Here is a 13822-nt window from a genome sequence, read left to right as displayed (position 1 = left end):
TCCGACTGGATCGTGCCGACCTGCCACGTCCGCCCGATCGCGTCGGTCAGGTGGAATTCCAGCTTCGGCGCATAGAAAGCGCCCTCGCCGGGCAACTCCTCGAATTTGTCCTTGATCGCCTGCGGCAGGTCCGAGGCCTGCACCGCGTCGCGCAATTCCTGCTCCGACCGGTCCCACATCGCGTCGGAGCCGAACCTTTTCTCGGGGCGCAGCGCCAGCTTCACCGCATAATCGGTGAAGCCGAGATCCTGATAGACCGAATGGAGCAGCTCGCAGAACTTGCGCACTTCCTCGACCAATTGGTCTTCGCGCACGAAGATATGCGCGTCGTCCTGCGTGAACTGGCGGACGCGCATGATGCCGTGCAGCGCGCCATGCGGCTCGTTGCGGTGGCAGCAGCCGAATTCGGCCATGCGGATCGGTAGGTCGCGATACGATTTGATCCCTTGTTTGAAGATCAGCACATGCGCCGGGCAATTCATCGGCTTCAGCGCCATCATGTCGGCGTCGCCGCTGATGACCGCACCCTCGTCCTCGGTATTGGGGATTTCGTCGGGAACGACGAACATATTTTCGCGATACTTGCCCCAATGGCCCGACTGTTCCCATTGGCGCGCGTCCATGAGCTGCGGGGTCTTCACCTCGGCATAATCGGCCGCATCCAGCCGGCGGCGCATATACGCCTCCATCTGCCGCCACAGGATATAGCCCTTGGGGTGCCAGAACACCGACCCCTGCGCCTCGGACTGGAGGTGGAACAGGTCCATCTCCGCGCCGATCTTGCGGTGGTCGCGCTTGGCGGCTTCCTCCAGCATGGTCAGATGCGCGTCGAGCTGCTTCTTGTTGAGCCAGCCGGTGCCATAGACGCGGCTGAGCATCGCGTTCTTCTGGTCGCCGCGCCAATAGGCGCCCGAAACCCTCGTCAGCTTGAAGGCATTAGGATCGAGCCGCCCGGTCGAGGGCATATGCGGCCCGCGGCACATGTCGAGCCACGCGCCCTGGCGATAGATTGTCAGCTCCTCGCCATCCGGCAGCTCCGCAGCCCACTCGGCCTTGAACGTCTCGCCCTGCTTCTGCCACGTCGCGATCAACTGCTCGCGCGACCACACCTCGCGCGTGAACGGCTCGTTCCGGGCGATGATGCGGCGCATCTCCGCCTCGATCGCGGGCAGGTCCTCGTCGGTGAACGGCCGGTCTTTCGGTGCGAAGTCGTAATAGAAGCCGTCCTCGGTCGCCGGGCCGAAGGTGATCTGCGTGCCCGGGAACAGGTGCTGCACCGCCTCGGCCATCACGTGCGCGAAATCGTGGCGCGCCAGCTCCAGCGCATCCGCCTCGTCCTTCTGCGTCACCAGCGCCAGCCGCGCGTCCTGCGTCAGCGGGCGCGACAGGTCACGCAGCTCGCCGTCCACGCGCGCGGCGATCGCCGCCTTGGCGAGGCCGGGCCCGATCGCGGCGGCGATGTCGGCGGGGGTGGTGCCGGACGCGACCTCGCGGACCGAACCGTCGGGCAGCGTGATCGAGAGCATTTCCATCGAAGGGTCTTCCTGCACAAAGTCGAGGTGCCGGCCTAGCGATGCCGTGCCCCGACGAAAAGAGCGGCGTTGGTGATCGTCAGGTGGAAAGCCGCCGCACCGTCTCCACCCGGTCCGGGTGGGCGGGCTCAGGCGTCAGGCAATGACGCGCGTGCCGACCCCCGGACATGGCCGGGTTGTGGTGGTAGTGAGCATCGTCATCACAGTATCGGCATAGCGCGCGCGGCGGGCGGGCGCCAGCCATTCTCCAGCAAGGTTGCGGTTCCTATATCGCGCTGATGCCCGCCTGGATCTCGGCCAACCCGCATTTCTACCTGCTGCTCGGCGCGCTGTTCGTCGCGGCGCTGGTGGCGCGTCGCATTCCGATCCTTCGCACCCTCGTCAGCCTCGCGATCTGGGTGGGTGCCGGGCTGCTGCTGTACGCGACCATCGCCGAGCGCGGCCGCTTCGACCCGTGGCTCGGCCGCGCGGCGGCGGCACTCGACATGGATGAGCAGAAGGTGGCGGGCGAGGAAACACGCATCCGCATGAGCCGCGACGGCCATTTCTACGTCCGCGCGCGGATCGGCGGGGTCGAGCGTCGCCTGCTGGTCGACAGCGGCGCGACGATCACCGCGCTGTCTCCGGCCACCGCCGCCGCCGCCGGAGTCGAGGTGAAACCCGCCGTTTTCCCGGTGTTGCTCAAGACCGCCAACGGCACGATCCGCGCCGACACGGGCGAGGTGCCCGAACTGCGCTTCGGCAATGTCGTCGCGCGCGACCTGGCGGTGGTCGTGTCGCCGGCGTTTGGCGACATCGACGTGCTGGGGATGAACTTCCTGTCGCGGCTCAAAAGCTGGCGGGTCGAGGGCCGCACGCTGATCCTGACCCCGCACCATCCGCAGGAAGCGAAGACCGAGGTCTGATCGTCGTGCCGGACTTGATCCGGGACCCCGCTTCTTCTCGGCGGGTGTTGTAGAAGCGGGGCCCCGGATCAAGTCCGGGGCGACGGCTTCAGGTCACATCACACCACCCCGAACGGCACGACATGGTTCGCCTGCGTATGCCCGATCTGAGCCCGTCCCAGATACGGCACGCCCAGATCGCGGCACCAGCGGCCCATCATCGCCTCGATCGGCTCGCCCCAAGTGGGCTCATTGTCCTTAACCGCCGTCACCGCGCCCAGCCGAACCCCGGCGATGCTGCGCAATTGCGTGGCGTTGCCCAGCGTGAACAGCATCCGGTCGATCGCGTACATCGCCTCCGACACTTCCTCGACGATCAGCACGTGGTCAGCAAGGTCGGGGAGATACGGCGTCCCGATCAACGCGGCGAGGATCGACAGGTTGAACGCCGCCGCCGGCCGCCCGTCGAGCCCCGGCTCCAGCCCCGCGCGATCGCCGCGCGCCAGCCACCCCAGTGACCGCGCCACGGTCGCGTCGCCACCACGCCGCCGGATGTCGCTCGCCATCGGCCCGTGCACCGCGCGCCCGATCCGCCGCGCGTAGAGCGCGCCGAGCAGAAAGCCGACGTCGGAATATCCGAGAAAGGTCTTGGTCCGCGCCGCCGGTCCGAGTTGCGGCATGATCGTCGCCAGCAACCGGTTCGACCCATACCCCCCGCGCAGGAACCAGATCGCGTCGAACGCCGGATCGTTGGCATATTCGAGAAACGCTGCCGCGCGCACCGCGTCCGATCCCGCGAAATGCCCGTCCTGCGCATAGCATTGCGGATGGAAAACCAGGTCGATCTCGGGATAGGCGACCGCCGCGAAGGCGGAAACCGGCGCGATCACGTCCGGGTTGGCGACGCTGCTCGCCGCCAGCACTCCGATCCGCATCGCCACCTCCCGCTTGTCACGCCCACGCAAAGCGCCGATAGCGCGCCGCCATGCATGACGGCAACGTATCGGGCCAGCGCTTCTTTCTGGTCGGCATCGGCGGCTCTGGAATGATGCCGCTGGCGATGATCCTCCGCGGGCGCGGCGCGATCGTCGCGGGCAGCGATCGCGGGCTCGATCAGGGCCGCGTGCCGGCCAAGTTCGACGGCCTGCGCGCGCTCGGCATCGAGCTGTTCGCGCAGGACGGCAGCGGGGTCACCGCACCCGAGCAGATCGTCGTCGCCTCCGCCGCGGTCGAGGACACCGTCGCCGACATCGTCGCCGCGACCGCGCTCGGCTGCCGCCGCTTGTCGCGGGCTGAACTCAACGCCGCGCTCTTCAACGCCGCCCCGCAGCCGATCGGCGTCGCAGGGACCAGCGGCAAGTCGACCGTCACCGGCATGATCGCGACGATCCTCCACCATGCCGGGCGCGACCCGACGGTGATGAACGGCGCGGTGATGAAGGACTTCGCCTCGCCCGATCGCCCGTTCGCCAGCGCACTGGTCGGGCAGGGCGCGCCCTATGTCAGCGAGGTCGACGAGAGCGACGGCTCGATCGCGCTCTATCGCCCTCAGGTCGCGGTGCTCAACAACGTCAGCCTCGATCACAAGTCGCTCGACGAGCTGAACCGGCTGTTCGGCGACTTCATCGGCCATGCGCGCACCGCCGTGGTCAATGCCGACAATATGGACGCCGCGCGGCTCGCGATGGCGCTGCCGCCCGCACGGGTGACGCGCTTTTCGCTGGTCGATGAAAGCGCAGACCTGTTCGCGACCGACATGGTCGCCGAGCCCTTCGCGATCCGCTTCACCCTCGTACATGACGGCCAGCGCGTGCCCGTGGCGCTCAAGGTCCCCGGGCGCCACAATGTGGCGAACGCACTCGCCGCAATCGGCGCGACGCGCGCCGCTGGCCTCTCAATCGAAGAAGCAATCGCGGGCGTCGCGCGCTTCACCGGCCTGCGCCGCCGCTTCGATCTGGTGGGTGAGGCGAATGGCGTCGCGGTGATCGACGACTTTGGCCACAACCCCGACAAGATCGCCGCGACGCTCGACACGCTCCACGCCTTCCCCGGCCGCGTGATCGCGCTGTTCCAGCCGCACGGCTACGGCCCGCTCAAGGTGATGCGCGCCGAACTCGCCGCGATGTTCGTGACCCACCTGCGCGCCGACGACCTGCTCGTGCTTCCCGACCCGGTCTATCAGGGCGGCACCGTCAGCCGCGAGGTGACCAGCGCCGACGTCGTCCACGACGTGACGGTTGCAGGCGGCAACGCGCTCCACATCCCCGATCGCGCGGCGGCGGCGGCGCATTGCGTCGCGCAGGCCCGCCCCGGCGACCGCATCGTCGTGATGGGCGCGCGCGACGACACGCTCTCGCTGCTCGCGGCGGAGATGGTGCAGATGCTCGGGGCCTGACCGTACCGGCGAGCCTCATCTACTGTCTTACGTGTCTTGACTGACACCCTGGCGCAGGCCGGGGCCCAGTCGGGGGACGTGGCTGGTGGGCGATGCGTTTCGTCTCCCCGCCCTTCCGCTCACGCGCAAAATCCCGCTAAAGCCGCGCGCATGAGCATCGTCACATCGCAACCGCCGCGGCCGCGGCTCGCCTATCACCATACGCAAGGCACTACCCCGACGATCGTCTTCCTGCCCGGCTATGCCTCCGACATGACCGGCAGCAAGGCGGTCGCGCTGGAGGAATGGGCGAAGGCGCACGGCCGCGCCTACCTCCGCTTCGACTATGGCGGCTGCGGTGCCAGCGAGGGCAAGTTCGAGGACCAGTCGCTCGCCGACTGGCGCGACGATGCGCTGGCGATGATCGACCATGTCGACGGCCCGGTGGTGCTGGTCGGTTCCTCGATGGGCGGGTGGATCGCGCTGCTTGCCGCGCTCGCCCGGCCCGAGCGCGTCGCGGCGCTGGTCGGCATCGCGCCGGCGCCCGATTTCACCGACTGGGGCTTCTCGCAGGATGAGAAGATGTACCTGCTCCAGCACGGCCGCCTCGAACGCCCGAACCCGTACGGTCCCGAGCCGACCGTCTACACCCGCCGCTTCTGGCAATCGGGCGAGGCGAACCGCCTGATGGGCGGCGCGATCGCCTTCGACGGCCCGGTGCGGCTGCTCCAGGGACAGCAGGATTCCGACGTGCCGTGGCATCGTACCTGTCGGTTGGCCGAACTGATCCGCTCGCCGCACGTTCAGACGTGGTTGGTCAAGGACGGCGACCATCGGCTCTCGCGCGAGGACGACATCGCGCTGCTGGTCCGCGCCGTCGAGGATGTGGTGCCCTGACGGGCGGGAGCGAAGACGTTGAAATATCTGCACACGATGATCCGGGTCAGCGATCCCGACGCGACGATCGCCTTCTTCGAACTGCTCGGGCTGAAGGAGGTGCGCCGCATCGAGAATGACAAGGGCCGCTTCACGCTGATCTTCCTCGCCACCCCCGAGGACATGAACGCGCCCGGCGAACGCGCGAACGCCGAGGTCGAACTGACCCATAACTGGGAGCCGGAGGAATATACCGGCGGGCGTAACTTCGGTCATCTCGCCTATCGCGTCGACAATATCTACGACACCTGCCAGCGGCTGCTCGACCACGGTTACACGATCCACCGCCCGCCGCGCGACGGGCATATGGCGTTTGTGAAGACCCCCGACGGCATCTCGATCGAGCTGTTGCAGGACGGCACGCTTCCGCCCGCCGCGCCGTGGGCGTCGATGCCCAACACCGGGACGTGGTGAGATGCTGGAGATCGTCCGCGTTCCCGTCCTGAGCGACAATTATGCGTGGCTGCTCCACGACGGCGCGCACGCGGTCGCGCTCGATCCCGGCGAAGCGCAACCGTTGCTTGATGCGGCGGCGGCGCGCGGCTGGACGATCGCGGCGGTGTGGCTGACGCACTGGCACGGCGATCATGTCGCCGGCGCGGCAACGATCAGGCAGGCGACTGGCGCGCGGGTCATCGGCCCGGAAGCCGAGCGCGCGAAGATCGACGCGCTGGACGACGGCGTCGGGGAGGGCGATGTCGTGTCGCTCGGCGCACACCGCGCCGCGGTCTGGCACGTTCCCGGCCACACCGCCGGGCATATCGCCTTCCACTTCGCCGACGATGGCGTGATCTTCACCGGCGACACCTTGTTCGCGATGGGCTGCGGCCGGCTCTTCGAGGGCACGCCCGCCCAGATGTTCGCGAACATGCAGCGCTACGCCGCGCTCGACGATGCGACCCACGTTTATTGCGGGCACGAATATACGCAATCGAACGGCCGCTTCGCGTTGACGGTCGAGCCCGACAATCAGGCGCTCGTGGCGCGGATGGCGGACGTCGATCTGCTCCGTGCAACCGGCGGAGCGACCATCCCGACCACGATCGGCCTCGAACGTGCGACAAACCCGTTCCTGCGCGCGTCCGATGTCGCGGCGTTTGCCGAACGCCGCTTGCGCAAGGATAACGGCTGACGATAAGGTATCGCACGTAACCATGTCGGTAACGTGCGGACAGAAGGAGAGAAAGCGATGCGTTTCCTCATCACCTTCGCCGCTGCGGCGGCGCTCGGCGCGGTGGCGGTGGTAGCCGCTCCGGCGCAGAAGCCCGACAAACCCGACAAGGACCGGATCGCCTACGAAAAGCTGCTGGCAGGCAAAGTTGCCGGCAAACCGCAGGACTGCATCGACACCCGCTGGACCCGCCCGCAACTGACCGCCTACGACGGCAAGCTGCTGTACCGCGTCAGCCGCAAGCTGGTCTATGTCACCGACACCGGCGGCGGCTGCGAGGCGGTGGCGCGCGGCGACACGATCGTCACGCGCCAATTTCAGACCCGGCTGTGCCGCGGCGACATCGCGCAGACCGTCAATCTTCCCGCGCGTATTCCCAGCGGTAGCTGCGCGATGGGCCAGTTCGTTCCTTATCGCTCGCAATAGGTGAGACTGTCATGACCAAGCCGACCGAAGACGATCTGACCGGCGTCGAGACGCGCCGCTCCCCCAAGGCGCAGATCGACTCGATCGGCGGTCGCAAGCTCAAGCCGGCGACGCTGATGATGGGGCATGGCTATGATCCCGCGCTGTCCGAAGGCGCGCTCAAGCCGCCGGTGTTCCTCACCTCGACGTTCGTGTTCCCCAATGCCGCGGCGGGTAAGCGCCATTTCGAAGGCGTCACCGGAAAGCGTCCCGGCGGTGCCGAGGGGCTCGTCTATTCGCGCTTCAACGGCCCCAATCAGGAGATCCTCGAGGACCGGCTCGGCATCTGGGAGGGCGCGGAGGATGCGCTGACCTTCTCCAGTGGCATGTCGGCGATTGCGACGCTGTTCCTGTCGCTGGTGCGTCCCGGTGACACGATCGTCCATTCCGGCCCGCTTTACGCCGCGACCGAGACGCTGATCGCGCGCGTGCTCGGCCGCTTCGGGGTCAACTGGCTCGACTTCCCTGCGGGCGCGACCCGCGAGGAGATCGACGCGGTCATGCAGAAGGCGAACGACGCCGGCCGCGTCGCGTTGATCTATCTCGAAAGCCCGGCCAACCCGACCAACGCGCTGGTCGATGTCGAGGCGGTGCGCGCCAGCCGCGACGCCGTCTTCGCGGGCGCGGAGGAACTGCCGCCGATCGCAATCGACAACACCTTCCTCGGCCCGCTCTGGTCGCAGCCGCTCCAGCATGGCGCTGATGCGGTGGTCTACAGCCTCACCAAATATGCCGGTGGCCATTCCGATCTGGTCGCGGGCGCGGTGTTGGGTGCCAAGCCGCTCATCAACACGATCCGCGCGATGCGCAACACGATCGGCACGATCTGCGACCCGAACACCGCGTGGATGTTGATGCGCAGCCTCGAAACGCTGGAACTGCGGATGAGCCGCGCTGGCGAGAACGCCGCGAAGGTCTGCGCCTTCCTGCGCGATCACGAGAAGGTAGAGCGCGTCGGCTATCTCGGCTTTCTCGCCGAAGCCGAGGGGCGGCAGGCGGACATCTACCGCCGCCATTGCACCGGCGGCGGCTCGACCTTCTCGCTGTATCTGAAGGGTGGCGAGCCGGAGGCATTCCGCTTCCTCGACGCGCTCAAGATCGCCAAGCTCGCGGTCAGCCTCGGCGGCACCGAGACGCTCGCCAGCCACCCGGCGGGCATGACGCATCTGTCGGTCGCCGACGCGCGCAAGCAGGCGCTCGGCATCACCGACAATCTCGTCCGCATCTCAATCGGCGTCGAGGACGCCGACGATCTGGTCGCCGACATGGAACAGGCACTCGCCGCGATCTGAACGCCCGTCACCCCGGACATGATCCGGGGTCCCGCTTCTTGCTTGGCCGGTCAGAAGCGGGCGATGGCGGCCAGAGCTTAATTCGTAACGCTCCTCGTCATTACGAGCGTAGCGAAGCAATCCAGAGCCGGATCAGGACGCTCTGGATTGCGTCGCTACGCTCGCAATGACGATCAAGCCGTCGTCGGCATCGACTTCGCTCCGCGCCTATGACACGGCCGCGCGATGGAAACTTTCGACGCGATCGTGCTGGGCGCGGGCGGGGCAGGGTTGATGGCGGCGGCGGTCGCCGGGCAGCGCGGCCGGCGCGTCGTCGTGCTCGATCATGCCGAGGCGCCGGGCAAGAAGATCCTGATCTCCGGCGGCGGCCGCTGTAATTTCACCAACCTGCACACCGCGCCCGATCGCTATTTGTCCGCCAACCCGCATTTCGCCAAGTCGGCGCTCGGCCGCTACACCGCAGGCGACTTCCTCGACATGGTCGAACGCCACGGCATCGCGTGGCACGAGAAGACGCTGGGGCAATTGTTCTGCGACGGCTCGGCGCGCGCGATCGTCGACATGCTGCTCGGTGAATGCGAGCTGGGCGGCGTGACGATCCGGCTCGGTCAACCGCTGGGCGAGATCGGCCATGCCGATGGCCGCTTCACGATTAGCCACGGCGACCGCAGCTACGCCGCCCCCGCGCTGATCATCGCGACCGGCGGGCCATCGATCCCGAAGATGGGCGCGACCGGCATCGCCTATGACATCGCCCGCCGCTTTGGGCTGAAGGTGGTCGAGCCACGCCCCGCGCTCGTCCCCTTGACCCTGCCCGGCGACGAGGCGCTGTTCCGCGCGCTCTCCGGTGTCGCGACTCCGGTCGTCGCACGCGCCGGCAAGGCTGCCTTCGCCGAAGCGGCGCTCTTCACCCACCGCGGCTTGTCCGGCCCCGCGATCCTGCAAGCGTCGAGCTATTGGCGGCACGGCGAGCCGGTCGCGATCGATTTCCGCCCTGACGCCGCCGCCGGCTGGCTGACCAGCGCCAAGCGTGCTCGCCCGCGCGCGACGCTGGCGCAGGCGCTTGACCTGCCATCGCGGCTGGCCGACGTTCTCGCCGACCGGCTGGGCGTCGGCGAACTCGGCGCGACCACGGACCGCGCGTTGACCGAGGCCGAACGCCGCCTGTCGGACTGGCGCTTCCACCCCGACGGCACCGAAGGCTTCGCCAAGGCCGAGGTGACGGTCGGCGGCATCGCCACCGACGCTCTGTCCTCGAAGACGATGGAGGCCCGCAAGGTGCCCGGCCTCTACGCGATCGGCGAGGCGGTCGATGTCACCGGCTGGCTGGGTGGCTACAACTTCCAATGGGCGTGGGCCAGCGGCTGGGCCGCCGGGCAGGCTATAGCCGGCGAACCTTGAACGCCGGGCGGCTGTCGATCGTCATCTTGTAGCCGCCCAGCATCGTCCGCTTGACGACGACCGCGCTGCCCGGGCGCAGCCGCCCCGGGATTGGCGCATCGTCGACCTGTATCCAGCGCGCGCCGTCGGCAAGTGCGAAGACCAGCATCCCTGGGCCGCCGGGGGTGGCGGAAACGAGCGTCGTCTTGATCTCGGCAAGCGCGGAGCTGGCGCGCGTCGCGTTCGACACCTTCGCGCCGAACGCCGCGCGACGCCGTTGCTGCTCGGCGCGCGTATCGACCACAGCGATCTCGCTGCGCCGTTCCGCATCTTCTAAAATCGCGGTCTGCCGCTCGTAGCAGGCCAGCCGTGCCGCTGCGCCGTCCACCGCCTTGCACGCATACAGATTTTGCAGATTTGCCCGTGTCGATTGTGCAACACTTGGGCTGCCAATCATAAGAATTGTCGCTGCAACTAATAACGAGGAACTTTTCATCGCTGCATCATTCCTACTAGATCAATCGTTTCCGACACGCCCAAATGCTGCAAATATGTTGCGTATGCGTCACACCGGGGTGGCAATACGCGGTCTTCTGCCCGGAAATGATTGTTTAAGCAAAATCAACGGGTCATGACACCGGGTATCAAGCCCGACGATCGTGCGCACACGGGGTCGGCCTTCGAGATCGAACCATACCCGATCCTTAGAGTATAAAGGGACCGACATCCATGAAGACACTTCGCACGAAGTTGCTCGCCTCCGCGGTTCTCGCGATGGCAGTGGCTGGCACCCCCGCCTTCGCACAGGCGACCTCGCCCGAGGCACAGGCGCCGACCGATGCCGGGCCGAAGCCCGCCGTCGCTGGCCAGGACGCCGCCGCGCCCGGTGAAGCCGGTCCGGGCGGTGGTGACATCGTCGTCACCGGCTCGCGTATCGCCTCGCCGAACCTCGTCTCGGCCAGCCCGGTGACCGTCGTCAACGCGCAGGACATCAAGCTGCAGGGCGCGACCCGTCTCGAGGACGTGCTGAACAACCTGCCGCAGGCGTTCGCGACGCAAAGCTCGTCGGTGTCGAACGGCTCGACCGGTACGGCCACGCTCAACCTGCGCAACCTGGGCGACCAGCGCACGCTGACGCTCGTCAACGGCCGTCGCCTGATGCCGGGTGACCCGGTGTCGAAGAGCTCGGCGGCGGACATCAACGTCCTGCCCGGCATCATGATCAGCCGCATCGACGTGCTGACGGGCGGTGCGTCGTCGACCTATGGTTCGGACGCGGTCGGCGGTGTCGTCAACTTCGTGCTCGATACCGATTTTACCGGCATCAGTGTCGACGCGAACTACGGCGTCTTCAACCACGACAACAACAACGACCGGCTGCAGAACCTGGTCCGCAGCTTCAACTATCCGGCACCGAGCGGGCTGACCACCGATGGTCGCAACTTCGACGTCAGCATGAAGATCGGTGCGGGCACCGAAGACGGCCGCGGGCACATCGTCGGCTATTTCGGCTACCGCAACATCGCCGCCGTCGATCAGGGCAGCCGTGACTATTCGGCGTGCGGCCTGGCGACCTCCAGCGGCAGCGAGTTCGCGTGCGGCGGCTCGGCAACGGCTTTCCCGGCGAACTTCACGCTGGGCGACGCGACCCGTGACGGTCCGCCGACCCAGTATACGCTGAACGGCTCGGGCGCGCTGGTCGCCGGCCGCACGCTCTACAACGCCAACCCGCTGAACTATTATCAGCGACCGGATACCCGTTACACCGCGGGCTTCCTGGCGCATTACGACGTCAGCGACGCGTTCAAGCCCTATGCCGAATTCATGTTCATGGACGATCGCTCGGTCGCGCAGATCGCGCCGTCGGGTGACTTCAACAACACCAACACCCTGAACTGCGGCAATCCGTATCTTTCGGCGACGCAGGTCGCGACCTTCTGCCGCACCTCGAACCTGACCGGGCAGACCACCCTTAACCCGGACGGCACCACCACCCCGATCGCGAACGTGCTGATCGCGCGCCGTAACGTCGAAGGCGGCGGCCGCCAGGCCGACATCACCCACACCTCCTACCGCTTCGTGGCGGGTGCGCGCGGCGACATCGACAAGGGCGTCAGCTACGACCTGTACGGCCAGTATGGCACGACCAAGTACAACCTGATCTACCGCAACGAGTTCTCGGTCAGCCGCACGCAGAAGGCGCTCGACGCTGTCACGAATTCGGCCGGTCAGATCGTGTGCCGCTCGGTGGTCGATGGCAGTGACCCGAACTGCGTCCCGCTCAACATCTTCGGCAGCACGCCGATCACCGCCGAGGCGTTGAACTACGTACAGGTCGCCGGCTTCCAGCAGGGCCAGACCAAGGAAACCGTAGTCAGCGGTTCGCTCACCTTCCGCGGCGGCGAATATGGCATCCAGAGCCCGCTGGCGAACGACGGCATCGGTCTTGCGATCGGTGGCGAGTATCGCAAGGAGCAGCTCGAGCTGAACGTCGACACGTCGTTCGCCACCGGCGATCTCGCGGGTCAGGGCGGCCCGACCCTGCCGGTCGCGGGCAGCTACGACGTCAAGGAGTTCTTCGCCGAACTCCAGGTGCCGCTGATCGCCGACCGTCCGTTCTTCCACGAACTGACCGTCGAGGGCGGCTATCGCTACTCGGACTACAATCTGTCGGGCGGCGTCAGCTCGTACAAGGGTGCGGTCAGCTGGTCGCCGGTGCGCGACATTGCGCTGCGCGGCAGCTACAACCGTGCGGTCCGTGCGCCGAACATCCAGGAGCTGTTCCAGTCGCAGTCGGTGCAGATCGACGGCTCGACCGATCCGTGCGCCGGCACCACGCCGACCGCCACGGCCGCGCAGTGCGTCAACCTGGGCGTCCCGACCAGCCGCTACGGCCTGATCCCGGATAATCCTTCGGCGCAGTATAACGGCCTGCTGGGCGGCAACCTGAACCTGCGTCCGGAAACGGCCGACACGTTCACCGCCGGCGTGATCCTGACCCCGTCGTTCCTCCCGGGCTTCAACCTGACGGTCGACGCGTTCAGCATCAAGGTGAAGGACATCATCTCGGTCATCGGCGCGGACACGATCCTCAGCCAGTGCGCGGCGACGGGCGATGCCTCGCTGTGCGGCCTGATCAACCGCGATGCCAACTTCTCGCTGTGGCAGACGCCGGGTGGCTATGTCGTGGATACCAACCTGAACAGCGGCGTCCTCAAGACCCGCGGTATCGATGTCAACGCCAACTACACCTATCGTTTCGCGGAGGCCGGCTCGCTGTCGGCGTCGTTCACCGGCACCTATGTCGATGAATTCACCTCGGAGAAGGTCGGCACTTCGTTCGACTGCGCCGGCTATTACGGCGGCCAGTGCGGCTACCCGCAGGCCAAGTGGCGTCACCAGCTGCGTCTGACGTGGCAGGGCACCGACGGCATCGGCATCTCGGGGCGCTGGCGCTATCTGGACCCGACCCGTTACGAGCGGACCAGCGACAACGCCGCGCTCGCCGGCTCGTCGTTCGTGCTCGACCGCCGTATCCCGGCGCAGAGCTACTTCGACCTGACGCTGACCGCGCGCGTCGCCGACAATTACACGTTCCGCATCGGCGCGCAGAACCTGCTCGATCGTGAGCCCCCGGTGCTCAGCCAGACCGCCGCGCCGATCGGCTCGTTCGGCAACGGCAACACCTATCCGGGCATCTACGACGCGCTGGGCCGCTACATCTTCGCGGGCCTGACGATCAACATGTAAGCATCGGGCCGATCTCGGCTCACCTTCGGGGGCGGCAC

At 67.1% G+C, this 13822-nt stretch carries 12 protein-coding genes; 9 read left to right on the top strand and 3 right to left on the bottom strand.

Annotated elements, in window-relative coordinates:
- A partial coding sequence (thrS, locus tag AADI75_RS04195; RefSeq protein ID WP_341207795.1) for a threonine--tRNA ligase occupies nucleotides 1-1526 on the bottom strand: 1526 nt, incomplete at its 3' end.
- Nucleotides 1527-1810: 284 nt separating this feature from the next.
- Here thrS and AADI75_RS04190 point away from each other — a divergent pair.
- Nucleotides 1811-2437 carry a TIGR02281 family clan AA aspartic protease gene (locus AADI75_RS04190; protein WP_341207788.1) on the top strand — a complete coding sequence of 209 codons (627 nt, stop codon included), beginning with the start codon at nucleotides 1811-1813 and terminating at the stop codon, nucleotides 2435-2437.
- A gap of 98 nt (nucleotides 2438-2535) precedes the next feature.
- Here the strand turns inward: AADI75_RS04190 and AADI75_RS04185 are convergent, their stop codons facing one another.
- A complete protein-coding gene (locus AADI75_RS04185; protein ID WP_341207787.1) occupies nucleotides 2536-3351 on the bottom strand; it encodes an LD-carboxypeptidase in 816 nt (271 codons plus the stop codon).
- A 50-nt stretch (nucleotides 3352-3401) separates the two neighbouring features.
- Between AADI75_RS04185 and AADI75_RS04180 the strand changes: the two genes are divergently transcribed.
- From AADI75_RS04180 to AADI75_RS04150, 7 genes are all read left to right on the top strand, one after another.
- A complete protein-coding gene (locus tag AADI75_RS04180) occupies nucleotides 3402-4811 on the top strand; it encodes a Mur ligase family protein (RefSeq protein ID WP_341207786.1) in 1410 nt (469 codons plus the stop codon).
- A gap of 150 nt (nucleotides 4812-4961) precedes the next feature.
- Nucleotides 4962-5687 (top strand): alpha/beta hydrolase, encoded by a 726-nt coding sequence (locus AADI75_RS04175; protein WP_341207785.1) that lies wholly within the window; start codon nucleotides 4962-4964, stop codon nucleotides 5685-5687.
- Between the two features lie 18 nt (nucleotides 5688-5705).
- Nucleotides 5706-6140, top strand: a complete 435-nt coding sequence (locus tag AADI75_RS04170) for a VOC family protein (RefSeq protein WP_341207784.1) — start codon at nucleotides 5706-5708, stop codon at nucleotides 6138-6140.
- A gap of 1 nt (nucleotide 6141) precedes the next feature.
- Complete coding sequence (gene gloB / locus AADI75_RS04165) at nucleotides 6142-6858, top strand: hydroxyacylglutathione hydrolase (protein WP_341207783.1); 717 nt, start codon at nucleotides 6142-6144, stop codon at nucleotides 6856-6858.
- Between the two features lie 57 nt (nucleotides 6859-6915).
- Nucleotides 6916-7323: a hypothetical protein gene (locus AADI75_RS04160; protein WP_341207782.1), complete on the top strand. Its 408-nt coding sequence runs from the start codon at nucleotides 6916-6918 to the stop codon at nucleotides 7321-7323.
- An 11-nt stretch (nucleotides 7324-7334) separates the two neighbouring features.
- Nucleotides 7335-8654: a cystathionine gamma-synthase family protein gene (locus tag AADI75_RS04155; protein WP_341207781.1), complete on the top strand. Its 1320-nt coding sequence runs from the start codon at nucleotides 7335-7337 to the stop codon at nucleotides 8652-8654.
- A 225-nt stretch (nucleotides 8655-8879) separates the two neighbouring features.
- Nucleotides 8880-10055, top strand: coding sequence for an NAD(P)/FAD-dependent oxidoreductase (locus tag AADI75_RS04150; RefSeq protein WP_341207780.1), 1176 nt, complete (start codon nucleotides 8880-8882; stop codon nucleotides 10053-10055).
- Here AADI75_RS04150 and AADI75_RS04145 read toward each other — a convergent pair.
- The gene (locus tag AADI75_RS04145) at nucleotides 10036-10422 is read right to left on the bottom strand and encodes a hypothetical protein (protein WP_341207779.1); all 387 of its coding nucleotides are present in this window, start codon (nucleotides 10420-10422) and stop codon (nucleotides 10036-10038) included. The two genes, AADI75_RS04150 and AADI75_RS04145, sit on opposite strands and share 20 nt — an antisense overlap.
- Nucleotides 10423-10763: 341 nt before the next feature.
- On the opposite strand from AADI75_RS04145, the gene AADI75_RS04140 reads away from it, so the two are divergent.
- Complete coding sequence (locus tag AADI75_RS04140; RefSeq protein ID WP_341207778.1) at nucleotides 10764-13784, top strand: TonB-dependent receptor; 3021 nt, start codon at nucleotides 10764-10766, stop codon at nucleotides 13782-13784.
- Nucleotides 13785-13822: the final 38 nt, after the last annotated feature.

Origin of the sequence: uncultured Sphingomonas sp., assembly GCF_964021865.1 — a bacterium.
Classification (GTDB): Bacteria; Pseudomonadota; Alphaproteobacteria; order Sphingomonadales; family Sphingomonadaceae; genus Sphingomonas.
The sequence above is the reverse complement of the archived record's forward strand: the minus strand, read 5'-3'. Positions and strand labels throughout refer to the sequence as shown.